At 71.5% G+C, this 21,775-nt stretch carries 24 protein-coding genes and 1 riboswitch; of the genes, 22 read left to right on the forward strand and 2 right to left on the reverse strand.

Going from position 1 to position 21,775, the window contains the following annotated elements; translation table 11 throughout:
• Positions 1-84: 84 nt before the first annotated feature.
• The 8 genes from rpe to AB0C28_RS25985 all read left to right on the forward strand — a co-directional run bounded on the left by rpe (position 85) and on the right by AB0C28_RS25985 (position 6,640).
• The gene (rpe, locus tag AB0C28_RS25950) at positions 85-747 is read left to right on the forward strand and encodes a ribulose-phosphate 3-epimerase (RefSeq protein ID WP_357852176.1); all 663 of its coding nucleotides are present in this window, start codon (positions 85-87) and stop codon (positions 745-747) included.
• Positions 748-885: 138 nt separating this feature from the next.
• A complete protein-coding gene (locus AB0C28_RS25955; RefSeq protein WP_357852178.1) occupies positions 886-1,695 on the forward strand; it encodes an oxygenase MpaB family protein in 810 nt (269 codons plus the stop codon).
• A 77-nt stretch (positions 1,696-1,772) separates the two neighbouring features.
• Positions 1,773-1,903, forward strand: a riboswitch (FMN riboswitch).
• Between the two features lie 109 nt (positions 1,904-2,012).
• Positions 2,013-3,194, forward strand: coding sequence for a bifunctional diaminohydroxyphosphoribosylaminopyrimidine deaminase/5-amino-6-(5-phosphoribosylamino)uracil reductase RibD (gene ribD, locus AB0C28_RS25960; protein ID WP_358077994.1), 1,182 nt, complete (start codon positions 2,013-2,015; stop codon positions 3,192-3,194).
• Positions 3,194-3,784, forward strand: a complete 591-nt coding sequence (locus AB0C28_RS25965) for a riboflavin synthase (protein WP_357852184.1) — start codon at positions 3,194-3,196, stop codon at positions 3,782-3,784. Before ribD ends, AB0C28_RS25965 begins: the two co-directional genes overlap by 1 nt.
• A complete protein-coding gene (locus AB0C28_RS25970; RefSeq protein WP_357852187.1) occupies positions 3,781-4,443 on the forward strand; it encodes a nicotinamide mononucleotide transporter family protein in 663 nt (220 codons plus the stop codon). The genes AB0C28_RS25965 and AB0C28_RS25970 overlap by 4 nt, the downstream gene beginning before the upstream one ends.
• Entirely contained in the window at positions 4,440-5,657 is a 1,218-nt protein-coding gene (locus AB0C28_RS25975; RefSeq protein WP_358077996.1) for a bifunctional 3,4-dihydroxy-2-butanone-4-phosphate synthase/GTP cyclohydrolase II, read from the forward strand. The genes AB0C28_RS25970 and AB0C28_RS25975 overlap by 4 nt, the downstream gene beginning before the upstream one ends.
• A gap of 37 nt (positions 5,658-5,694) precedes the next feature.
• On the forward strand, positions 5,695-6,162 hold the full coding sequence (gene ribH, locus AB0C28_RS25980; protein ID WP_357852193.1) for a 6,7-dimethyl-8-ribityllumazine synthase: 468 nt from the start codon (positions 5,695-5,697) through the stop codon (positions 6,160-6,162).
• A 19-nt stretch (positions 6,163-6,181) separates the two neighbouring features.
• A complete protein-coding gene (locus AB0C28_RS25985) occupies positions 6,182-6,640 on the forward strand; it encodes a PH domain-containing protein (RefSeq protein WP_357852196.1) in 459 nt (152 codons plus the stop codon).
• Between the two features lie 49 nt (positions 6,641-6,689).
• Here the strand turns inward: AB0C28_RS25985 and AB0C28_RS25990 are convergent, their stop codons facing one another.
• Entirely contained in the window at positions 6,690-6,929 is a 240-nt protein-coding gene (locus tag AB0C28_RS25990; protein WP_357852199.1) for a hypothetical protein, read from the reverse strand.
• A gap of 241 nt (positions 6,930-7,170) precedes the next feature.
• Here AB0C28_RS25990 and AB0C28_RS25995 point away from each other — a divergent pair, with 241 nt between their 5' ends.
• The 4 genes from AB0C28_RS25995 to AB0C28_RS26010 are packed head-to-tail and all read left to right on the forward strand — an operon-like array spanning position 7,171 to position 10,855.
• Positions 7,171-8,037: a MoxR family ATPase gene (locus tag AB0C28_RS25995; RefSeq protein WP_357852202.1), complete on the forward strand. Its 867-nt coding sequence runs from the start codon at positions 7,171-7,173 to the stop codon at positions 8,035-8,037.
• A complete protein-coding gene (locus AB0C28_RS26000; protein WP_357852206.1) occupies positions 8,030-9,106 on the forward strand; it encodes a VWA domain-containing protein in 1,077 nt (358 codons plus the stop codon). The genes AB0C28_RS25995 and AB0C28_RS26000 overlap by 8 nt, the downstream gene beginning before the upstream one ends.
• Positions 9,099-10,250, forward strand: a complete 1,152-nt coding sequence (locus AB0C28_RS26005) for an XdhC/CoxI family protein (RefSeq protein WP_358077999.1) — start codon at positions 9,099-9,101, stop codon at positions 10,248-10,250. The genes AB0C28_RS26000 and AB0C28_RS26005 overlap by 8 nt, the downstream gene beginning before the upstream one ends.
• A complete protein-coding gene (locus AB0C28_RS26010) occupies positions 10,247-10,855 on the forward strand; it encodes a nucleotidyltransferase family protein (protein ID WP_358078001.1) in 609 nt (202 codons plus the stop codon). Before AB0C28_RS26005 ends, AB0C28_RS26010 begins: the two co-directional genes overlap by 4 nt.
• Positions 10,856-10,949: 94 nt before the next feature.
• Here the strand turns inward: AB0C28_RS26010 and AB0C28_RS26015 are convergent, their stop codons facing one another.
• Positions 10,950-11,837, reverse strand: a complete 888-nt coding sequence (locus AB0C28_RS26015) for an endonuclease/exonuclease/phosphatase family protein (RefSeq protein WP_357852215.1) — start codon at positions 11,835-11,837, stop codon at positions 10,950-10,952.
• 92 nt (positions 11,838-11,929) lie between these two features.
• On the opposite strand from AB0C28_RS26015, the gene AB0C28_RS26020 reads away from it, so the two are divergent.
• From AB0C28_RS26020 to AB0C28_RS26065, 10 genes are all read left to right on the forward strand, one after another.
• Positions 11,930-12,973, forward strand: a complete 1,044-nt coding sequence (locus tag AB0C28_RS26020) for an LLM class F420-dependent oxidoreductase (RefSeq protein WP_357852217.1) — start codon at positions 11,930-11,932, stop codon at positions 12,971-12,973.
• Between the two features lie 44 nt (positions 12,974-13,017).
• Positions 13,018-13,113, forward strand: coding sequence for a putative leader peptide (locus tag AB0C28_RS26025; protein ID WP_357852220.1), 96 nt, complete (start codon positions 13,018-13,020; stop codon positions 13,111-13,113).
• A gap of 78 nt (positions 13,114-13,191) precedes the next feature.
• Positions 13,192-14,472: a dicarboxylate/amino acid:cation symporter gene (locus AB0C28_RS26030; RefSeq protein ID WP_357852223.1), complete on the forward strand. Its 1,281-nt coding sequence runs from the start codon at positions 13,192-13,194 to the stop codon at positions 14,470-14,472.
• 272 nt (positions 14,473-14,744) lie between these two features.
• Positions 14,745-16,358 carry a serine/threonine-protein kinase gene (locus AB0C28_RS26035; RefSeq protein ID WP_358078004.1) on the forward strand — a complete coding sequence of 538 codons (1,614 nt, stop codon included), beginning with the start codon at positions 14,745-14,747 and terminating at the stop codon, positions 16,356-16,358.
• 53 nt (positions 16,359-16,411) lie between these two features.
• A complete protein-coding gene (locus tag AB0C28_RS26040) occupies positions 16,412-17,461 on the forward strand; it encodes an aminopeptidase P family protein (protein ID WP_358078008.1) in 1,050 nt (349 codons plus the stop codon).
• Between the two features lie 26 nt (positions 17,462-17,487).
• Positions 17,488-18,048, forward strand: a complete 561-nt coding sequence (gene efp / locus AB0C28_RS26045) for an elongation factor P (protein WP_346107765.1) — start codon at positions 17,488-17,490, stop codon at positions 18,046-18,048.
• 1 nt (position 18,049) lies between these two features.
• On the forward strand, positions 18,050-18,460 hold the full coding sequence (nusB, locus tag AB0C28_RS26050; RefSeq protein WP_357852233.1) for a transcription antitermination factor NusB: 411 nt from the start codon (positions 18,050-18,052) through the stop codon (positions 18,458-18,460).
• A 471-nt stretch (positions 18,461-18,931) separates the two neighbouring features.
• Positions 18,932-19,651 (forward strand): methyltransferase domain-containing protein, encoded by a 720-nt coding sequence (locus tag AB0C28_RS26055; RefSeq protein ID WP_357852235.1) that lies wholly within the window; start codon positions 18,932-18,934, stop codon positions 19,649-19,651.
• Between the two features lie 128 nt (positions 19,652-19,779).
• On the forward strand, positions 19,780-21,021 hold the full coding sequence (gene dinB / locus AB0C28_RS26060; RefSeq protein WP_357852238.1) for a DNA polymerase IV: 1,242 nt from the start codon (positions 19,780-19,782) through the stop codon (positions 21,019-21,021).
• Between the two features lie 230 nt (positions 21,022-21,251).
• Positions 21,252-21,659: a DUF3040 domain-containing protein gene (locus tag AB0C28_RS26065; RefSeq protein ID WP_357852496.1), complete on the forward strand. Its 408-nt coding sequence runs from the start codon at positions 21,252-21,254 to the stop codon at positions 21,657-21,659.
• The last annotated feature ends 116 nt before the right edge of the window (positions 21,660-21,775 follow it).

Here is a 21,775-nt window from a genome sequence, read left to right on the forward strand (position 1 = left end):
GCGGGCGGCCCAAGGTCGCTCGTGGTCGTGCGGGGGTGGGCGAGCGGGCCGGGGACGTGGGGATTTTCAATACACTGGGCCATCATGGCCGTACAGATCTCGCCCAGCATCCTCGCCGCCGACTTCGCCAGGCTCGCCGATGAGGCCGCCGCCGTGCCGAATGCCGACTGGCTGCACGTCGATGTCATGGACTACCACTTCGTGCCCAACCTGACCCTCGGGCTGCCCGTGGTCGAGGCGCTGCGCAAGGCGACCGACACCCCGCTCGACTGTCACCTCATGATCGCCGACCCCGACCGCTGGGCGCCGCAGTACGCGGAGGCGGGGGCGGGCAGTGTGACGATTCACGCGGAGGCGGCCAAGGCGCCCATCCGTACGCTGCGGGAGATCCGCGCACTCGGCGCCAGGTCAGGGCTCGCGCTCAACCCGGCGACCCCCGTGGAGCCGTACGAAGACCTGCTGGACGAGGTCGACATGCTGCTGCTGATGACCGTGGAGCCGGGGTTCGGCGGGCAGAAGTTCCTCGACGTGGTGCTGCCGAAGATCCGGCGGGCGCATGAGCTCATCGGCCGGCACGGCGGCAGGGTCTGGCTGCAGGTCGACGGTGGTGTGGACGCCGGCACGATCGAGCGCTGCGCCTCGGCGGGCGCCGACGTGTTCGTGGCGGGCAGCGCCGTCTACGGGGCCTCCGACCCGGTGGTCGCCATCGACGAGCTCCGCGCCGCGGCCATTCGCGCCACTTTGTGACAGCGCTCGTGGCAGTGGTTCGCGCCACTTCGTGACCATGGTCCTTCCACCTTCCGTCCGTTCGTTTCGCTTCGTGGCAGGAAGCCGGGACTGGGAGATGTGACATGAAGCGGGCGTTAGCTGGGTAACTCTTCACTTATGAGCGACCATGGCATCTTCGGGCCCCGCTCGGTGACGTGGCGGGTGATGGGTGAGCCGATCCTGCTGGTGGGCGGCTTCCGCGCGCTGCTGATGCAGGGGCTGCATCCGCGGGCGATGCGCGGCGTCCTGCAGAACTCCGCGCTCATGGACCCGCACGAGTCCTGGTCACGATTCGTACGGACGACCGAGTTCGTCCGTGTGCGCACCTACGGCACCATGGCCGAGGTCGAGCGGGCCGGCCGCCGTGTACGCAAGATCCACGCCACGCTGACCGCCTACGACCCCGACACCGGCCGCAGGTTCCGTCTCGACGAGCCCGACGCGCTGCGGTGGGTGCACGTGGGCGAGGTCGACTCCTACCTGTCGGTGGCCCGCCGCGCCGGGGTGCGCCTGTCGGACGACGAGGCCGACACGTTCGTCGCCGAGTGGCGGAGGGCGGCCGAGGTGGTGGGCCTCGACCCGGACGACGTGCCCGGCTCGGTCGCCGAGTTGCGCGAATACATCGACGCCGAACGCCCGGGGCTGCGCTTCGTCCCCGAGGCGGCCCATCCGCTGCGGCTGTCGCTCAACGCGCCCCTCCCGCGCCTGCTGACCCCGCTCAAGCCCGCCATGCCCGCGCTGACCCTGCTCGCGTTCGCCACGCTGCCGCGCTGGGCGCGCCGGCTCTACGGCCTGCCCGCGACGCCGGTCGGCGACCTGTGGGCCACAGCGACGCTGCGCACGCTGCACACCGGGCTCGGCCTGGTCCCCGGGCACGTCCGCTACAGCCCGGCGGCGCGGCGCGCGCACCGGCTCATGGCTGCTTGAACGAGCGCTTGGTCAAATAGGCGGGGGCGGTCGCGCTTCCCATAACGGGCATGGCAGACTGGAGGCCGAAAGAGAGCTAGCGTGCTCCGGGGTCGGTGAAATTCCGAACCGGCGGTGACAGTCCGCGACCCGGCCGATGCCATCGGCCGGTTGACTCGGTGAAATTCCGGGACCGACGGTTAAAGTCCGGATGGGAGGAAGCGCGCGAGGTGTCCGGCGTCCCAGCCGGGCGCCTGCCGTGGTGCACGAGGGTGCGCCGCGGCGAGATCCCCCGGGGCCCGCCATGGCTTTGAGCTACTGGCGAGTAGGAGACCCGGGTGGAGATACCCGCCGAAGACGTCGCCCCCATGGCGCGGGCCGTCGAGCTGGCCGGGCGCGGACACGGCACCACCAGCCCCAACCCTGTCGTGGGCTGCGTCGTGCTCGACTCCGCGGGCCAGGTCGCCGGCGAGGGCTTCCACGCGTACGCGGGCGGCCCCCACGCCGAGATCGTCGCGCTGGAGCGGGCCGGCGAGCGGGCCAAGGGCGGCACCGCCTACGTCACCCTCGAACCCTGCGACCACACCGGCCGCACCGGGCCGTGCAGCCTCGCCCTCCTCGACGCCGGGGTGGCCCGCGTGGTCGTCGCCGTCCCCGATCCCACCCCCAAGGCCGCCGGCGGCGCGGCCCGGCTGCGTGCCCACGGCGTCGAGGTCACCTTCGGGGTGCTGACCGAGCGGGCCGAGCGGGTCAACGAGGAGTGGCTGACGTACGCGCGGCTCGGACGGCCCCACGTGACCTGGAAGTTCGCCGCGACGCTCGACGGCAGGTCGGCGGCAGAGGACGGCACCAGCCAGTGGATCACCTCCCCTGAGGCCAGGGCCGACGTGCACCGGCTGCGGGCCGCCGCCGACGCGATCGTCGCGGGCATCGGCACCGTCCTCGCCGACGACCCCCTGCTCACGGCCCGTCCCGCCGGCCAGGCTGCCGAGGGGCGCGCGCCGCTGCGGGTGGTGGTCGATCCCGACGGCAGGACGCCCCCGTCCGCCCGGGTCCTCGACGGCCAGGCGCCCACGCTCGTCGCCGTCGCCGACGACGCCCGTACCGGCATCGAGGCCGATCTGCTGCGCGCGCCGCACCACGCAACCGGCCCGCAGCTCGCGCCGGACCGCGAGAGCGACCCGCCGCGCGGCGATGTCGACCTGATCCGAGTGCCGCGCCGCGGCGCCGGCCTGGACCTGGAGGTCCTGCTGCGTGAGCTGGCCGCGCGCGGCGTCGTGAGCGTCTTCCTGGAGGGCGGGCCGACGCTGGCCGGCTCGTTCGTCGGGCAGGGCCTGGTCGATCGGGTGGTGGCGTACGTGGCGCCGGCGCTGCTCGGCTCCGGGCGGGCGGCGCTCGGCGGCGCGGGAGTGCGCACGATCGGCGAGTCGCATCGCCTGACATTTGACGAAATTTCCCAGATAGGGCCGGACATAAGGCTGATCGCCCGGCCCAACCCCCAACCAGGCAGGGAGAAGTGATGTTCACCGGAATCATCGAGGAACTGGGCGAAGTGGTGGCGATCAGGCAGGAGGGCGGAGGAGCCCTGCTGTCGGTGCGCGGCCCGGTCGTCACCTCCGACGCGAAACACGGCGACTCGATCGCCGTCAACGGCGTGTGCCTCACGGTCGTGGAGGTCGCGGGCGACGTGTTCACCGTGGACGTGATCAAGGAGTCGCTCGAACGCAGCTCGCTCGGCGCCCTCACCGAGGGCTCCGCGGTGAACCTGGAGCGGGCCGTACGCGCCGACCAGCGCCTCGGCGGCCACATCGTGCAGGGCCACGTGGACGGAACCGCCGTGCTGTTGTCGCGCGACCCCGGCGAGAGCTGGGACGACCTGCGCTTCTCCCTGTCGCCCGCGCTGAGCCGCTACGTCGCGGAGAAGGGCTCGATCGCGATCGACGGAATCAGCCTGACGGTCACCACGGTTGACGACGAAAGCTTCGGCGTGAGTCTCATCCCGACCACGCTGAAGCTCACCACCATGGCCGAACGCCAGGTGGGAGACATGGTGAACATCGAGGTCGACGTGATCGCGAAGTATGTGGAGAGGCTGGTGGTCAGGCAGTGAACTGGGCCGAGGCCGGATTCAAGATATTCGGCACCCATGTGCTCTGGACCGACCTGGTCGGCAACATCGCCGCCCTGTCGACGGTCCTGCTGGCCATGCGCAGGTCGATGTGGACGTGGCCGGTGCAGTTCACCGGCTCGGTGCTGCTGTTCATCGCCTCGATCAACGCGCACATCACCGGTAACGCGCTCAAGCAGGCGTTGTTCGCGGGGCTGGCGGTCTACGGCTGGTGGGCGTGGCGGCGCGGCACCCAGGACGGTAAAAAGCTGGCCGTCAGGCCCGCCAGGCCGTGGGAGCGGCTGACCCTGATCGGCCTCATGGTGCTGGGCACCGCCGCGGTGGGCGTGCTGTTCTTCGTGACCGGCCTGTCGTGGGGCGCGCACGAGCCGCTGCCGAAGGGCGCCTTCCTGGTGGCCGCCGACGCCTACATCTTCGTCGGCAGCGCGCTGGCGACCTGGGCGCAGGGCAGGGCGCTGGTGGACTTCTGGATCGTGTGGGTGGCCGTGGACCTGGTCGGGGTGCCGCTCGCGTTCAGCTCGGGACTGGTGGTCTCCGGCTACGTGTACGGCATCTTCTTCGTCCTGGTGCTGGTCGGGTTCGTGAAGTGGCTGCGCGAATACCGTTCCGCGCCACTGGGGGAAATGGCGGTGGCACAGTGAGCGGCATCACGCTCGACCCGATCGAGCGCGCGATCGAGGACATCCGGGCCGGCAAGCCCGTGGTGGTCGTCGACGACGAGAACAGGGAGAACGAAGGCGACCTCATCTTCGCCGCGGCCAAGGCCACGCCCGAGCTGTGCACGTTCACGATCAGGCACACCAGCGGCATGATCTGCGTGGCCATGGACGGTAAGGAGCTCGACCGGCTCGGCCTGCCGCTCATGGTGTTCCACAACAAGGAGCGCATGCGCACGGCGTACACGATCACCGTGGACGCCCGCGACGGCGTCACCACGGGCATCTCCGCGGCCGACCGGGCGAAGACGATCCGCACGCTCGCCGACTCGGCCACCGAGCCCAACGAGCTCGTCCGCCCAGGCCACGTCTTCCCGCTGCGTTACCACGAGGGCGGCGTGCTGGCCCGGCGCGGCCACACCGAGGCGGCCGTCGACCTGGCCAGGCTGGCCGGGCTGTCGTCGGCGGGGGCGCTGGCCGAGGTCGTCAACGACGACGGCACCATGGCCAGGCTGCCCGAGCTGCGCCGCTTCGCCGACGAGCACGATCTGGCGCTGGTGTCCATCGAGCAGCTCGTCGACTACCGGCGGCGGGCCGAGAGCATGGTGACGCGGGTCGCCGAGACGCGGCTGCCCAACGCGTACGGGATGTGGCGGGCCTTCGGCTACGCCAGCGCGCTCGACGGCGGCGAGCACGTCGCGCTCGTCTTCGGCGACCTGGCCGGCGGCGAGAACATCCTGGTGCGGGCCCACTCCGAATGCCTGACCGGCGACGTGTTCGGCTCGCTGCGCTGCGACTGCGGGGTGCAGCTCGACCACGCCATGTCGGCCATCGCCCAGGAGGGCCGCGGCGTGGTCGTCTACCTGCGCGGCCACGAGGGGCGGGGCATCGGGCTGCTGGCCAAGCTGCGCGCCTACAGCCTCCAGGACAACGGCAGCGACACCGTGGACGCCAACGTCGAGCTGGGGCTGCCAGTGGACGCGCGGGAGTTCTCCAACGCGGGCCAGATCCTGGCCGACCTCGGCGTCAAGTCGGTACGGCTGCTGACCAACAACCCGGCCAAGCTCAAGGGCATGGACGGCTACGGCATCAAGGTCCTCGGCCGCGAGCCCATGCCCGTGGCGATGAACCCGTACAACGAGCGTTACCTCAGGGCCAAGCGCGACCGCCTCGGCCACGACATCTCGGAGGCATCGTGACCAGGGCAGACAACCGGCTACGGCTGAAGGGGGAGATATGAGCGGGGAAGGACGGCCGGGCGCCTCGGCGCCCGACGCGTCGGGGCTGACGGTGGGCGTGGTGGCGGCGAGCTGGCACGCCAAGATCACCGACCAGCTGGTGTCGCGCGCCGTGCAGGCGTGCGCCGACAGCGGCGCGACGGCCACGGTCGTACGCGTGCCGGGCTCGCTGGAGATCCCGGTGGTCGCCCAGGCGCTGGCCCGCCGCTGTGACGCGGTGGTGGCGCTGGGCGCGGTCATCCGCGGCGAGACCGCCCACTTCGACTACGTCTGCGACTCGGTGACGGCCGGCCTGACCCGGATCTCGCTCGACGAACGGACACCGGTCGGCAACGGCGTGCTCACCTGCGAGACGATGGACCAGGCGCTCGACCGCTCGGGCCTGCCGGGCAGCAAGGAGGACAAGGGGTACGAGTCGGCCGTCGCCGCGCTTGAGACCGCCCTCCTCCTGAGGGACCTGGCCTGATCTACGGTAGGTTTCCCTCGTGTCAGAGCCCGTGTCCCCGCCGCCCCTGCCCGTCACCTGGCGCCCGCGCCGGGGGCGCCTCGTCGCCTACGGCTTCGCCGTCGTGATCGTGCTGGGGGCGGTGGTGATGGCCGTCCTCATCGCGCCGCCGTTCCAGCTGCCCGACCGGGTGGCGATCGTGGCGTTCGGATGCGCGGTGGCGTACGTGCTCCATCTGCTGGGCCGGGTGCGGGTGGAGGCCGACGAGAAGGGCCTGACGATCGTCAACGCCGTCCGCACCCACCGTTACACGTGGCCTGAGGCGCTGGAGGTCACGATGGTGGTGGGTGATCCGTGGCCGAAGATCGACTTCTCCGACGGCCACACCGTCGGGGCCATGGGCATCCAGGGCTCGGAGAAGGAGCGCGCCCGTCAGGCCCTGGCCGAGCTGAGGGCCCTGATCCGGGAGCGCGGGGAGGCGCGGGAGGAAGGGCCCTGATCCGGAGCCGCGAGACGGCCCTGATCCGGGGAGGCACCCGAGGGTCGGCCTAGCCCGGTTCGGGGAAGAGCTCGTCCACCGTGTCGACGGTGAGGATGCGGATGAGCAGGTGCTGCAGGTCGTCGAGGTCCTCGCAGGAGAAGATGGCCTCGCGCCTCTCCCGGCTGATCCACAGGAAGCGGGTCTGCAGGGCGACGTCGATCGCCCGCCGCGCCGCGGTTATCTTGCTCCGCTGCCTGGCCTCCGGTGACACGGGTCTGTCCCAGGGCTCGGGCGTACTGAGCTGCATCAGCATCAATCCTCACCGATCTGCGTCCGGGCCGGCGACTCGACGCCGAGGTCCGGGCCGCGGCGGAGCTCTTCCATCGGTATGTCGTGCGCAAGGCTCGGGGGCATGCCTTGTCGTCCCTTCGTTCGGTGAGCAGAAGCTTACAGTTCGTGACGGTCACTCCGGGTCGATACGCGGGTGAATATCGCAAGGCCGCGTGTGGACGTAGCCTGAAGGGGTGCTGCGGCGGACAATCAGGACAATGGACATCGAGTCGCCGGACAAGCTCATCGAGCTCCTCGACCGGCACGCCTACCTGGCAGACGAAGGCCTGGCCACGGCGGCCTTCCTGGCGTTGCGCATGGGACGGCCGCTCTTCCTCGAAGGCGAGGCGGGGGTCGGGAAGACGGAGCTGGCCAAGACCCTCGCCGCACTGCTGGACGCGCCGCTGATCAGGCTCCAGTGCTACGAGGGCCTGGACGCGGCCCAGGCCCTGTACGACTGGGACTTCGCCCGCCAGCTCCTCCACCTCAAGGCCGCCGAGGCCGCCGGGATCACCGACGTGGCCAGGCTGGAGGGCGAGATCTACGACCGCCGGTTCCTCATCGCCAGGCCGCTGCTGAAGGCGGTCGAGACGCAGCCCAGCGTGCTGCTCGTGGACGAGATCGACCGGGCCGACGACGAGTTCGAGGCGTTCCTGCTGGAGGTGCTCTCCGACTTCACGATCTCCATCCCCGAGCTGGGCACGGTGAAGGCGAGCACGCCGCCGGTGGTCGTGGTCACCTCCAACAGGACCCGCGAGGTGCACGACGCGCTCAAGCGCCGCTGCCTCTACCACTGGCTGGAGCACCCGAGCTTCGAGCGCGAGGTCGCCATCCTGCTGCGCCGCCTGCCCGAGTGCACCGAGACGCTGGCGGCCCAGGTGGCGCGGGCGGCCGAACGGTTGCGGCGGGCCGACCTGGTCAAGCCGCCGGGGGTGGCCGAGACGCTCGACTGGACCGAGGCGCTGCTGACGCTGGGCGCCAAGGAGCTCGACCCCGACCGGGCCGCCGCCACGCTCGGCGCGGCGCTGAAGTACCGGGAGGACGTCGCGGCGGTGCTCGGCAACGGGCTGCTCTCCCATGAATGAGCTGGCCGCCACCATGACGGGGTTCGCCAGGACACTGCGCGCGGCGGGCGTCGCGGCCGATCACGAGCGGACCCAGAACCTGCTGCGCGCCCTCGGCCACCTCGACGTGGACGACCCCGGCGAGGTCTACTGGGCCGGGCGGCTGACGCTCTGCGCCACGCCCGACGACCTGCCCCGCTACGACCGCTGCTTCGCCGCCTACTTCGGCGGGCAACGGGCCACGCCGGCGCGTACGACGGTCACGAGCGTCACCCGCCACCTGGCCGCGCGCGACGGCGACGGCGAGACGGGCGAGGACGACGGCACGACGGCCCCGGCGACCGCGAGCCGCATGGAGGTGCTGCGCCATCGTGATGTGGCCAGGCTGAGCGAGGCAGAACGGGCCGAGGTGCATCGCATGCTGGCCATGCTGAAGGGCGGCCGGGCCCGGCGGCGCTCGCGCCGCTTCGAGAGCGCCCACAGGGGAGTGCTCGACCAGCGCCGTACGATCCGCGACGCGCTCAGGAAGGGCGAGGTGGCCAGGCTCCGCCACCGCAGGCACACCTCCAAGCCGCGCACGGTCGTGCTGCTGGTGGACGTCAGCGGCTCCATGGCCCCGTACGCCGAGACGCTGCTGCGCTTCGCCCACGCGCTGGTCAGGAGCGAGCCCAGGTTCACCAGGGTCTACTCGGTCGGCACCAGGCTCACCCCGATCACGGCCGAGCTGCGCCACCGCGACCCCGGCACCGCGCTGAACGAGGCGTCCAAGGTCATCCCCGACTGGAGCGGCGGCACCCGGCTGGGCGCGGAACTCAAGGAATTCCTCGCCCGTTACAGCGCCAGGGGCGCGATCGCGGTGATCGCCTCGGACGGGTGGGAACGCGGCGATCCCGAGCTGCTGGGCGCCCAGATGGCCCGGCTGGCCAGGCAGGCGTACAAGGTGATCTGGGTCAACCCGCACAAGGGGTACGCGGACTACCAGCCGCTCACCGGCGGCATGCGCGCGGCGCTGCCCCATCTCGACGACCTGGTGGCCGGGCACAGCCTGGCCGCCTACGAACGACTCAGCGAAAGGCTCGCCCATGCGTGACGTGCTGCCGGAGATCATGAAGTGGTGGCGGTCGGGGCTCAAGTTCGGCCTGGCCACGGTGGTGGGCACGTGGAGCAGCGCGCCCAGGCAGCCGGGGGCGTCCATGGCGGTGCGCGGCGACGAGGTCGTCGGCAGCGTGTCCGGCGGATGCGTCGAGGGCGCGGTGTTCGAGCTGGCCGCCGAGATCGACACCCCCGTGCTGCAGCGGTACGGGGTGAGCGACGACGACGCGTTCGCCGTCGGCCTGACCTGCGGCGGCATCATCGACATCCTGGTCGAGCCCGTGTCGCTGGAGACGTTCCCCGAGCTGGGGGAGATCGCGGCGTCGGTGGAGGCGCACCAGCCGGTCGCGGTGGCCACGATCGTCTCCGGCCCCGGCCGGGTGGGCGCGCGCCGGATCATCTGGACCGACCGCTCCGTGGGCACGCTGGGCCTGGACCGGCTCGACGAGGCCGTGGACGACGACGCCCGCGGCATGCTCGCCCAGGGGCTGACCGGGCTGCGCCACTACGGGGGGCAGGGGGAGCGGCGGCTGGACGACCTGGCGGTGTTCGTGCACTCGTTCGCGCCGCCGCCGCGGATGTTGGTCTTCGGGGCGATCGACTTCGCCGCGGCGGTGGCCAGGGTGGGCAAGTTCCTCGGCTACCACGTCACCGTGTGCGACGCGCGGCCGATCTTCGCCACCGCTAAGCGTTTCCCCGACGCCGACGAGGTCGTGGTCAAGTGGCCGCACGACTACCTGGCCTCGGTGCGGGTGGACGAGCGCACGGTCATCTGCGTGCTCACCCATGACCCCAAGTTCGACGTGCCGCTGCTGGAGGTGGCGCTGCGTACCGGCGCGGGTTATGTGGGCGCGATGGGGTCCCGCCGCACCCACGAGGACCGGCTCGAACGGCTGCGCGAGTCCGGTCTCACCGAGGCCGAGCTGGCCAGGCTGCGCTCGCCGATCGGCCTCGACCTCGGCGCGCGTACGCCCGAGGAGACGGCCGTGTCCATCGCCGCCGAGCTCATCCAGCTGCGCTGGGGCGGCTCGGGGCGTCCGCTGTCCGTGACGGATGGCCGCATCCACCACGAGATGCAGCCCGAGGCACAGTCCGAGGGCCGGCCCGAGAGCGGGCCCGAGAGCGGGCACGAGGCGCCGTGAGGTCGGGCAGGGTCGCTGGGCTGCTGCTGGCCGCCGGTGAGGGCACCCGGCTGGGCCGGCCCAAGGCGCTGGTCGAGTTCGGGGGCGAGCGGCTGGTGGAGCGCGGCGTGCGGCTGCTGGAGGAGGGCGGCTGCCATCCGGTCGTTGTCGTGCTCGGCGCGGCCACGGTGCAGGTGCGCGGCGCGGTCACGGTACGCAACCCGGACTGGGCCACCGGCATGGGCTCCTCCCTGCGGCTGGGGCTGGCCGCGCTGCCGGAGGAGGCGGAGTCGGTGGTGGTGGCGCTGGTGGACCAGCCGCTGATCGGGCCGGGCGCGGTACGCGCGCTGATCGGCTCCGGCGCCGGGCTGGCGGTCGCGACCTACGGGGGCCGGCGCAGGAACCCGGTGCTGATCGCCCGTGAGCACTTCGCCGAGGTGTCCGCGCTGGCGGTGGGCGACGTGGGGGCGCGGCCGTTCATGAAGGCGCATCCCGAGCTGGTCACCGAGGTGGCCTGCGACGAGCACGGCGACCCCGCCGACATCGACACCCCGCAGGACCTGGACCGGCTGCGGCTCAAGGCCGGCGCTCAGGCGGCCGGCCGCTCGGGGGCGTCGCTCACCTAGCCGGGCGCCCGGATGCCCGTGCGTCCGGCCTCGTGCGCGCCCGGACGCCGCATGGGCGCTCAGAGGCGACTCAGAGACGTGCTCAGGGGCGTGTTCAGAGGCGCAGGGAGGCGATGGCGGCGCGGTGGTCGCTGCCGGTCGCCGGGGCGACGCCCGCCTCGGTGGCGGTCATGCCCTTGAACAGGATGTGGTCCGGCCTGGTGATCGGGAACTCGGCCGGCCAGGTGAACCCGAACCCGTCGCCCGCCGCGCTCTGGGCGTCGGTCAGCGGCGGTGTCAGCCCGCGCATGCCCCGGTCGGTGGTGGCGGTGTTGAGGTCGCCGAGCAGCAGGATGCGCTTGCTCGGGTCGGCGTCGATGAGCTTGCGCGCCTGCGCCAGCGAGGCGTCACGCGAGGTGGTGTGGCCGGGCCTGGCCGAGGCCAGGTGCATGACGTAGACGGTCACCTTGCCCTTGGGCGTGGAGACGACCGCCCGCAGGGCGCGCGGCCAGCCCATGCCGACGTCGAGCGGCTTGGTGTCGCTGATCGGGTAGCGGCTCCACAGGCCGACCGTGCTGACCGGATAGTGGTACTTGAACATCTTGTTGAGCTGTTTGGCCGCGGGCCCGCCGCTGGTCAGCTCCTGGGCGGCCAGGACGTCGAGGTCCTTGGCGATCGCGCGTACGGCCTCGCCCGAGGCGCTGTTGCGCACGCCCACATTGACGGTGCCGACGGTCAGGTCGCTGGGCCCGCCGGGCGGGGTGCGCAGCAGCGCGGAGCCGAACATCACCGCCCACACCACCCCCGGCACCAGCGCGGCGGCGGCGGCCCTGGTGGAACGTGCCATGGCGGCGGCGGCCAGCAGCACCGGCACCGCCAGCCCCAGCCAGGGCAGCAGGCTCTCCATGACAGGGGTGAATCCGCCGAGCGCGGGGATGAGCTGATGACCCGCCAGGGCCACGGCCACCACGGCGGATACGACGACGACGACCCGGCTCAGCACTTGATCCAGGCTAGCGGCTCCCGGTCCGCCACGCCGACACGATAGAGTGTTCCCGGCATAACAGAACATCATTCGGTTGGGCGGGAGCCGGCATGCGCATCGGGATGGCACTCAATTACTCGGGCGGTTTCAAGGAGACGGTCGCCGAACTGGCCGACTACGAGCAGGCCGGGCTCGACATCGTCTTCGTGGCCGAGGCGTACTCGTTCGACGCCGTCAGCCAGATGGGCTACATCGCGGCGAAGACCGAGCGGCTGCAGATCGCCTCCGGCATCCTGCCGATCTACTCGCGCACGCCGACGCTGCTCGCCATGACGGCGGCGGGCCTGGACTACGTCTCCGACGGGCGCTTCACGCTCGGCCTGGGGGCCTCCGGGCCGCAGGTGATCGAGGGCTTCCACGGGGTGCCGTACACCGCGCCGCTCGGGCGTACCAGGGAGGTCGTCGAGATCTGCCGCCAGGTCTGGCGGCGCGAGCGGGTGAACTTCGAGGGGCGCCACTACACCGTGCCGCTGCCCGCCGGCCAGGGCACGGGGCTCGGCAAGCCGCTGAAGCTCATCAACCATCCGGTACGCGCCCGCATCCCCATCGTGGTCGCCGCGATCGGGCCCAAGAACGTCGAGCTGACCGCCGAGGTGGCCGAGGGCTGGGAGCCGATCTTCTACGTGCCCGAGAAGGCGGCCGACGTCTGGGGCCCGGCCCTGGCCGCGGGCAAGGCCAGGCGCGACCCCGAATTGGGCGAGCTGGACGTGATCGCGCAGGCGTCGCTGGCGATCGGCGACGACGTGGCGGGGCTGCTGGAGTTCGGGCGGCCGATGGCGGCGCTCTACATCGGCGGCATGGGCGCCAGGGGCAAGAACTTCTACAACGACCTGGCCAGGCGCTACGGCTACGAGAAGGAGGCCGAGCTGATCCAGGACCTCTACCTGGAGGGCAAGAAGGAGGAGGCGGCCGCGCAGGTCCCGGCGGAGCTGCTGGAGAAGATGTCGCTGATCGGCACCGAGGGCTTCGTGCGCGACCGGGTGCGGGCGCTGAAGGAGTCGGGCGTGACCACGCTCAACGTGACGCCGCTGGGCCGGACGCACGAGGAGCGGCTGCGGCTGATCGAGACGATCAAGGAGATCGCCGCAGAGTGAGGTGAATCACCCCGAATGGGGGAATCCGGCCATAATTGCCGGTGTTGTGGGGACTCGTGAGGTTCTCCCTGGTGATCGTGTGGCTCGTGGAGCGGCTGCACATCGATCTGTGCCGCCTGCACGGATCGATGTGTTACTGACCGCTCCGCCCGCGTTCGTCCATGTCCTCACCCGGGCGTGCCCTCGGCATGCCCTCACACCGGAAGTCGTACCCCTCCGTGAAGAGATTCTCCTTCTCCCTGCAGTTGCTGCTGGGCCTCGTCGCCGGCGTGGCACTGGGCTTCGCCGCCAGAACGTGGGACGTGACCTGGCTGACCGAGACCCTGACCAGGGTCGGCCAGATCTTCGTCCAGCTCCTCAAGCTGGCCGTGCCGCCCCTCGTCTTCACCGCCGTGCTGGTCAGCGTGGCGAACCTGCGCAATGTCAGCGGCGCGGCCCGGCTGGCGGGCAAGACGCTGTTCTGGTTCCTGGCCACGGGGCTGATCGCCGTCGTCGTCGGCATCGCACTCGGCCTGGTCATCAACCCGGGCCAGGGCGTCACTCTCGACACCGGTGCCGCCAAGGCCCCCGAGAACGCCGGCACCTGGCTCGACTTCGTCACCGGCATCGTCCCGACGAACATCGTCACCGCCTTCACCGAGCTCAACGTCCTGCAGATCGTCTTCCTCGGCGCTGTGCTCGGCGCGGCGGCCCTGGCCGTCGGCGAGAAGGCCGAGCCGTTCCTGGGCCTCGCCCGCTCCGTGCTTGAGCTGGTGCAGAAGGCGCTGTGGTGGGTCATCCGCCTGGCGCCCATCGGGACGGCGGGGCTGATCGGCAAGGCCGTGTCCACGTACGGATGGGACCTGCTCGCGCCGCTGGCCAAGTTCAGCGCCGGGGTCTACATCGGCTGCTTCATCGTCCTGCTGGCCGTCTACCCGGCCCTGCTCGCGGTGTGGGGCAAGGTCAGCCCGGTCGCGTTCTTCCGCAACGCCTGGCCCGCGATCGAGCTGGCGTTCGTCTCCCGCTCGTCGGTCGGCACGCTGCCGCTGACGCAGCGGGTCACCATCGAGCGCAACGGCGTGGACCGCGACTACGCCGCCTTCGCGGTGCCGTTCGGCGCGACCACCAAGATGGACGGCTGCGCCTCGGTGTATCCGGCGCTGGCGGCGATCTTCGTGGCGCAGGTGTTCGGGGTGCAGCTCGGGGTGGGTGACTACCTGCTGATCGCGTTCGTGTCGGTGGTCGGCTCGGCCGCGACGGCGGGCCTGACCGGCGCGACCGTCATGCTGACGCTCACCCTGAGCACGCTGGGGCTGCCGCTGGAAGGCGTCGGGCTGCTGCTGGCCATCGACCCGATCCTCGACATGATCCGCACCGCGACCAACGTGGCCGGTCAGATGGTGGTGCCGGTGCTGGTGGCGCGCTCGGAGGGCCGCCTGGACACGGCGGTCTTCAACGCGCCGCCGCAGTCGCTCGACGACGCGCCCGCGCCGCGCGTCCCGCAGCCGGCCGTGGCCTGATGACGGTGGCCTGATGACGGTGGCCTGATGACGGTGGCCTGATGACGGTGGCCTGATGACGGCGGCCTGATGACGGCGGCCTGACGGCTGTTTCAGCACGCGAGGGGAGGGGGCGGAGTTCCGCCCCCTCCCTTATTCGTTGGAGGAGGCGTACGGGCCCGTACGGGACGTTGGAGGGGCGGCAGGGGCCGTGGGGGCCTATGGTGGTCGGAAATCTCAATTTTCGAGTAATTGGCGGGGATATGTCCGACGCGACGGAGCGCGCGCCGTCCTTGATCGCTGACCGGTACCGGCTCGACGAGCGCATCGGCAGCGGACCGATGGGCGAGGTGTGGCGCGGATACGACACGCGGGCCGACTGGGTCGTGGCCGTGAAGGTGCTCGGTGCCAAGGCCGCCGGCGCCGGCACCCGGGAGGTGCTCAGGCAGCACGCCCAGGCCGTGGCCAGAGTGATCCATCCGAACGCGGCCATGGTGCTGGACGTCGGCGAGCACGAAGGGGCGCCGTTCCTGGTGATGGAGTACCTCACCGGGAACAGCCTGCGCGAGGAGCGCGCGGCGCGCGGGCAGTTGCGGATCATGGAGGTGTGCGACCTGATCGGCCAGGCCGCGGCCGGGCTCGACGCGGCGCACCGGGCCGGCGTCGTGCACGGGCAGGTCGATCCGGACAGTTTCCGCCTGGCGAGCAGCGGGGTGCTCAAGGTCGTCGGGTTCGGGATGGACGACCGCGAGCCGGTACGGGGGGACGAGCGGTACGCGGCGCCGGAACGGGCCGCGGGGCAGCCCGCCCAGGCCCCCGGCGACGTGTACGCGCTCGGCTGCGTCTGCTACGAGCTGCTGTGCGGGCGGGTGCCCGCGGAGACGGCGGGGGAGAGCGGGGGACGGCCCGTCCCGCCCAGCGCGATCAGGGGCGAAGTCCCGCCGGAGCTCGACCGGCTGCTGCTGGCCATGCTCGCCGAGGATCCGGCGCAGCGGCCCACCAGCGGGGAGAACATCCGCAGGACCCTGGCCGCCATCGCCCGGCCCAAACCCGCCCCCCAGGCGCCTCCCACGGCACCCGGCGCTCCGGGCGCGATGGGTATGGTGCCCGGCCAGACGGGCACGATGGGCACGGCGCCCGGTGCGGCGGGCTCGATGGGTCCGGCACCCGGTGCCGCGGGTGCGATGGGTGCCGGTGCGGGACCGGCGGCCGGGGCTGGGCAGGGGGCCGGTTCGGGTGCCACCGAGGTGTTCCAGCACCTCGGCGGGGCGCCGCCGCGCGCCGGTGACACCGCGATCTACCAGGCGGGAGACCTGGAGCCCGCCCCGCCCTCGGGGCCCAACCGCAAGCTGGTGATCCAGCTGGGCGTGGCCGTCCTGGTCATCGCGGCCGTGACGGTGGGCATGGTGATGTGGGCGGGAGCCAGGCAGGAGGCGCCGGTCGCGGTGGTGAGCCCGACGCCGTCCCCCACGCTCACGACCGAGGAGCCGCCCCCCACCTCGCCGTCCCCCACGCCCACCGACGACGAGTCCGGCCTGGTGCGCACCCTCGACCCCGACGACGAGCCGACCTCGCTGATCGAGACCGCCGCGCCCAAGGCGACCCTCGGGGACGTGGCCCCGGCCGGCGGGTACGGCAAGTGGCTGCAGAGGTTCGACGAGGCGATCACCGCCCAGGAGCGGACGAACGGCATCAACCCCGCGGTCGCCGGCAAGGCCCGCGAGAAACTGCGCAAAGCCGCCAGAAAGGCCCGCGAGGGACACGTCGACTCCGCTCTGGACCACATCGCCGGCGTCTACCGCGACCTGATACGGGCCCAGGAGAAGGGCGACATGAACGGGACGGGCCCCGCGGCCAGGTTCCTGCTCGACTGGCGCATCCCCGACCGGTACGGCCGAGGCGCCTGACCGGACGCGAAGGGCGAAAGTGACGATTGGGGCATAGCGCGTAGGTTGACCCCATGAGCTTCGACTATCCGGCGCGCCGGGCGCGGGTGGCCGGGCTGCTGCCCGGCCACGGCGTCCACGCCCTGCTCGTCACCTCCCCCGTCAACGTCCGCTACCTCACCGGGCTGGCCAGCTCGAACGCCGCCGTCCTGATCCGGGCCGACGGCGGCGCGCTGCTGGTCACGGACAACCGCTACATCGAGGCGGCCCGCGCGCTCGACGTCCCCAGCGAGGAGGCGGCCGACGTGGCGGGCCGGCTGGCGGAGCCGGGAACGGGGATCGAGGCGGCGAGCATGAGCGTGGCCGCCTACCTGAGGCTCGGGGATGGGCGGGGGGATCGGCTCGTGCCGCTGGGGCCGGTGGTGGAGCCGCTGCGGGCGGTCAAGGACGACGCCGAGCTGGACCGCATCCGTACCGCATGCGCGATCACCGACCAGGCGTTCACCGACGTCTGCCCCGCCATCGCGCCCGGGATGACCGAGCGCGAGCTGGCCCGCCTGCTGGAGGGCCGCATGGCCGAGCTGGGCGCCGACAAGCCGGCGTTCGACACGATCGTGGCCGCGGGGGAGAACGGCGCCGTCCCGCACCACGCCCCCACCTCCAGGGAGCTGCGCGCCGGAGACCTGGTGACGATGGACTTCGGCGCCCGGTACGACGGCTACCACGCCGACATGACCAGGACGGTCAGCCTCGGTCTGCCCGCCGCCTGGCAGCGCGAGCTCTACGACCTCGTCGCCGCCGCCCAGCGGGCCGGCCGGTACGCGCTCGCGCCCGGCGCCACGGCCAGGGAGGTCGACACGGCGGCTCGCTCCGTGATCGAGGAGGCGGGCCACGGAGGCCACTTCAGGCACGGTCTGGGCCACGGCGTCGGCCTGGAGATCCACGAGGAGCCGTTCCTCGGCCCCGCCAGGACCGGTAGACTAGAGGATCGAGTTCCGATCACCGTCGAGCCCGGGGTTTATCTTCCTGGCCGGGGCGGGGTTCGCATCGAGGACACCCTGGTGACACGTGAGGGCGGGCCGGAACTTTTCACCAAGACGACCAAGGAGCTGCTCGTCCTTTAGAGCGGCCACACGCGGGAGAAGAACGAGTGGCGACGACCAACGACCTCAAGAACGGCATGGTGCTGAAGCTCGACGGCGGGGAGCTGTGGGCCGTTGTGGAGTTCCAGCACGTCAAGCCGGGCAAGGGCGGCGCGTTCGTGCGCACCAAGCTCAAGAACGTGCTCTCCGGAAAGGTCGTCGACAAGACCTTCAACGCCGGCGTGAAGGTCGACGTGGCCAACGTCGACAAGCGCGAGATGCAGTTCTCCTACAAGGACGGCGACGACTTCGTGTTCATGGACACCGAGACCTACGACATGGTCAACGTGCCCCAGGGCACCGTCGGCACCGCCGCCAACTACATGCTGGAGAACACTCTGGCCACGGTCGCCTTCAACGAGGGCTCCGCGCTCTACGTCGACCTGCCCGCGGCCGTCGAGCTGACCATCTCCGAGACCGAGCCGGGTCTGCAGGGCGACCGCTCCACCGGCGGCACCAAGCCCGCCACGCTGGAGACGGGCGCCGAGATCAAGGTGCCGCTGTTCATCACCACCGGTGAGAGGGTCAAGGTCGACACCCGCAGCGGCGAATACCTCGGCCGGGCCTGAGGTGTCGGCACGCGGCAAAGCACGCAGAAGAGCGCTCGACATCCTCTTCGAGGCAGAGCTGCGCAGCGAGGATCCGCTGAAGATCCTCGCCGAGCGCGTGGAGCGGCAGGAGCCGCCGGTCAACGAATACACCTCGGCCATCGTCGAGGGCGTCGCCAGGCACCACGCGCGCATCGACGAGCTGATCACCACCTACGCCGAGGGCTGGACGCTCGACCGGATGCCCGCGGTCGACCGCAACCTGCTGCGTGGCGGCACCTACGAGCTGCTGTGGATCCCCGGCGTGCCGGAGGGCGTGGTCATCAGCGAGTGGGTGCACCTGGCGGGAGAGCTTTCGACCGACGAATCCCCCCAGTTCGTCAACGGGCTGCTGGCCCGCTTCAAACAACTCAAGCCAAGCCTCACCCTTTAGACACCCCGTTTCGGCGGGCCTGGAGGGCGTGTTCGGGGTACGTTCCAACCACGCCGGCCCGCGCGGGCTCGCGTGGCCAGGTCTGGCGCCTCCGCCCGGCCTGTGCCCGCGCACCTCGCGGCCGTACGGACAAGTGGCGCGTCACCAGCCGCGACGCGCCCCTTTCCGTTTTCACACCTCCCCATCTTCCGTTCCTGGCCCCTGTGTCGCCGCCCCCGTTCCATGCCCCCGGTCAAGGACCGCGGGGGAGTCTCGCCGGTGGGGAGCGGGAGCTCCGGCGTACGGCGTAGGCTGGGCCCGTCCAGGAGTCCACGAGTCGAGTCCACGAGGAAGGCCCGGCGCGACGTGCACGTTCGCGAGGGCGATGGGCGCGAGGGCGACGGGCGCGAGGGCGTTCGCCGTCCGGGCGTCGCTCAGGGAGAGGGAGGCGAGCCGACGTTGCGCGCTGAAGGCGTCACGAGGACCCCGGCGGTGCGGACCGCCGTCGTCTGGGACGCGCTGCGGTCCATGCTGGCCGAGCGCACGGCGGCCACCGGCCGCGAGTCGCTCGACATCGTCGACGCCGGCGGCGGCACCGGCGGGTTCGCCGTGCCGCTGGCCCTGCTCGGGCACGCCGTCACGGTCGTGGACCCGAGCCCCGACTCGCTGGCCGCGCTGGAGCGCCGCGCCAAGGAGAAGGGCGTGGCCGTGCGCGGCCTCCAGGGTGACGCCGCCGACCTTGGCGAGCTGCTCAGCCGCGACTGCGCCGACCTGGTGCTCTGCCACAGCGTGCTGGAATACGTCGAAGACCCGATCAGCGCGCTGACCGCGGTCGCGGGCCTGCTGCGCAGGGGCGGTGCCGTCAGCGTGCTGGCCGCCAACCCCGTGGCCAGCGCCATCCACCGGGCGCTGTCCGGTCAGTTCGACGAGGCCAGGGCGGTGCTGACCGACCCGAGCGGCAGCTGGGGCGACCGCGACCCCACGCCCCGGCGCTTCGCCGCCGACACGCTGGTCGAGCTGCTGACCGCGACCGGCTTCTCGCCCGGTCCCGTCCACGGCGTGCGCGTCTTCGCCGACCTGGTGCCGAGCCGGCTCGTGGACGGCGAACCGGGCGCGGCCGAGGCCCTGGTGGCGCTGGAGCAGGCCGCCGCGACCCATCCCGTGCTGCGCGACGTCGCGACCCAGCTGCACGTGCTCGCGCACCGCAACTGAGCCCGCCACGGACGTGAACGGGGCACCGGAAGCGGCGCCGGAAGTGGCACCGGAAGTGGATCGGGAGAGGAAAGAATCGATGGCCACCCCCCTCGGTGTAGAACGCCTGTTCGGATAGAATCGGTCGCGTGTCTCGCAAGCAGATCACCGGCATCGGCCCCGCTCCACGCACCGGGGCCGATGACAGCGGCTGCCCGATCCTCCACGTCGACATGGACGCCTTCTACGCCAGCGTCGAGCTGCTCGAACGGCCGGAGCTGCGCGGCCGCCCGGTGATCGTGGGCTCGCCCGCCGGGCGCGGTGTCGTGCTCAGCGCCACCTACGAGGCCAGGGCCCAGGGCGTCCATTCCGCGATGCCGATGAGCAGGGCGCGCAGGCTCTGCCCGCGGGCCACGATCATCCCGCCCAGCCACGGGAAATACGCCGAGGTCTCCAAGGGCGTCATGGAGATCTTCCACACGATCACCCCGCTGGTGGAGCCCATCGCGTCCGACGAGGCGTTCCTCGACGTCGGTGGCGCCAGGCGGCGGCTCGGGCCGCCCGCGGCCGTGGCCGCCATGATCAGGGAGCAGGTCCTCGACCGCTTCGGCATCACGTGTTCCGTGGGCGTTGCCAGCAGCAAATTCGTGGCAAAGCTGGCCTCCAAGCAGTGCAAGCCCGACGGGCTGCTGGTGGTGCCCGCCGATCAGGTGGTCGGCTTCCTCCACCCGCTGCCCGTCTCGGCCCTGTGGGGCGTCGGCGAGCGCACCGAGCAGTCCCTGGTGCGCCTGGGCATCCGCACGGTCGGAGACCTGGCCAGGGTGCCGCCGGCGACGCTCCAGCGCGAGCTGGGCCAGGCCGTGGGCGGCCATCTGGCCGCGCTGGCCTGGGGCCGCGACGAGCGGCCGGTGACCTCCCACGTGCCCGACAAGAGCATCGGCAACGAGGAGACGTTCGCGGCCGACGTGGACGACCCCGAGGTGATCAAGCGGGAGCTGCTGCGTCTTTCCGAGCGGGTGGCCGCGCGCATGCGTAAGGCCGGTCACGTGGGAAGAACTGTAAGTGTGAAGCTACGCCGCGCCGATTTCACCACGATCAACCGCTCGCGCACGCTGCGTGAGCCCACCGACGTGGCCCAGGTCGTCTACGCCACCGCGGTCGAGCTGTTCGAGGCGGCCGGGCTCGATCGGGTGCGATTGCGCCTGGTGGGGGTCAGGATGGAAAATCTGCGGCCGGCCGGAGAGGCCACCCGGCAGCTCAGCCTCGGCGAGAAGGAGACCGGGTGGCGCGAGGCGGAGCAGGCCATGGACAAGGCCATTCGAAGATTCGGGCCCGATGCGGTGCTCCCGGCGTCGCTAGTACGTGGCAAGCTTGATGAAATAGAGACATGACGTTCGATGTCCGGACTTGGTGGGGGCATCCGTGTCAGGATTTTGGGGAGAGGGGGGCGAGATGGTCCACAATAGAGCCATGACGTCACCTCCGGTTTGGTCTGCGTTGGACGTTTGCTTTCGCCTACGTCTACAGCCTCGTATTCTGGGGATGACCGACCGCGAGGTTCGGACACCCCGTGTCGTCCGTTGCCGTCTTCCCCGTCCTGGGGCCGTCCTTGGGAGGCGCCGTGCCGCTCTCTGAGCACGAGCAGCGCTTGCTCGACCAGATCGAGCAGGCCCTCTACGCCGAGGACCCGAAGTGGGCCAACACCGTAAGGATCAGCGATCCGCGCAGCCATTACAAGCGCCGCCTGGTCAAAGCCTCCATCGGCTTTGCCCTCGGTGTCGTGGTGATGATGATCGGCGTCGTCATGAGCGGCAACGCTCTGATCCCGCTCGGCGTCGGCGGTTTCGTGGTCATGCTCGCCGCGTGTCTGTGGGGCCTGTCCAGCTGGAAAAAGATGAACGGGTTCGGTGACGCCGCCCCCGCCGCCGGCGCCGCCGCTCCTCCGGGCAAGCAGGCCCGCCGGGGCAACCGGGGCACTTTCATGGAACGCATGGAAGAGCGCTGGCGCCGCCGTCACGACGAGCGCTGACCCGCCAGACCGATCGGTCGCGGCCGTCCTCCCCACGGGTGGACGGCCGCGTCAGGCCGGGGTGCCCCCTGCATGAAGGGACGGCCACCCCGGCCGCATGGAGCAACGGACGCGCC

Source organism: Nonomuraea sp. NPDC048892 (assembly GCF_040649735.1).
GTDB lineage: Bacteria > Actinomycetota > Actinomycetes > Streptosporangiales > Streptosporangiaceae > Nonomuraea > Nonomuraea maheshkhaliensis.

What these genes read in the sequence shown, in the direction of transcription:
- rpe (WP_357852176.1), top strand. Translation starts at nt 85, where the DNA reads ATGGCCGTACAGATCTCGCCCAGCATCCTCGCCGCCGACTTCGCCAGG.
- AB0C28_RS25955 (WP_357852178.1), top strand. Translation starts at nt 886, where the DNA reads ATGAGCGACCATGGCATCTTCGGGCCCCGCTCGGTGACGTGGCGGGTG.
- AB0C28_RS25965 (WP_357852184.1), top strand. Translation starts at nt 3,194, where the DNA reads ATGTTCACCGGAATCATCGAGGAACTGGGCGAAGTGGTGGCGATCAGG.
- ribH (WP_357852193.1), top strand. Translation starts at nt 5,695, where the DNA reads ATGAGCGGGGAAGGACGGCCGGGCGCCTCGGCGCCCGACGCGTCGGGG.
- AB0C28_RS25990 (WP_357852199.1), bottom strand. Translation starts at nt 6,929, where the DNA reads ATGCAGCTCAGTACGCCCGAGCCCTGGGACAGACCCGTGTCACCGGAG.
- AB0C28_RS25995 (WP_357852202.1), top strand. Translation starts at nt 7,171, where the DNA reads ATGGACATCGAGTCGCCGGACAAGCTCATCGAGCTCCTCGACCGGCAC.
- AB0C28_RS26000 (WP_357852206.1), top strand. Translation starts at nt 8,030, where the DNA reads ATGAATGAGCTGGCCGCCACCATGACGGGGTTCGCCAGGACACTGCGC.
- AB0C28_RS26005 (WP_358077999.1), top strand. Translation starts at nt 9,099, where the DNA reads ATGCGTGACGTGCTGCCGGAGATCATGAAGTGGTGGCGGTCGGGGCTC.
- AB0C28_RS26020 (WP_357852217.1), top strand. Translation starts at nt 11,930, where the DNA reads ATGCGCATCGGGATGGCACTCAATTACTCGGGCGGTTTCAAGGAGACG.
- AB0C28_RS26040 (WP_358078008.1), top strand. Translation starts at nt 16,412, where the DNA reads ATGAGCTTCGACTATCCGGCGCGCCGGGCGCGGGTGGCCGGGCTGCTG.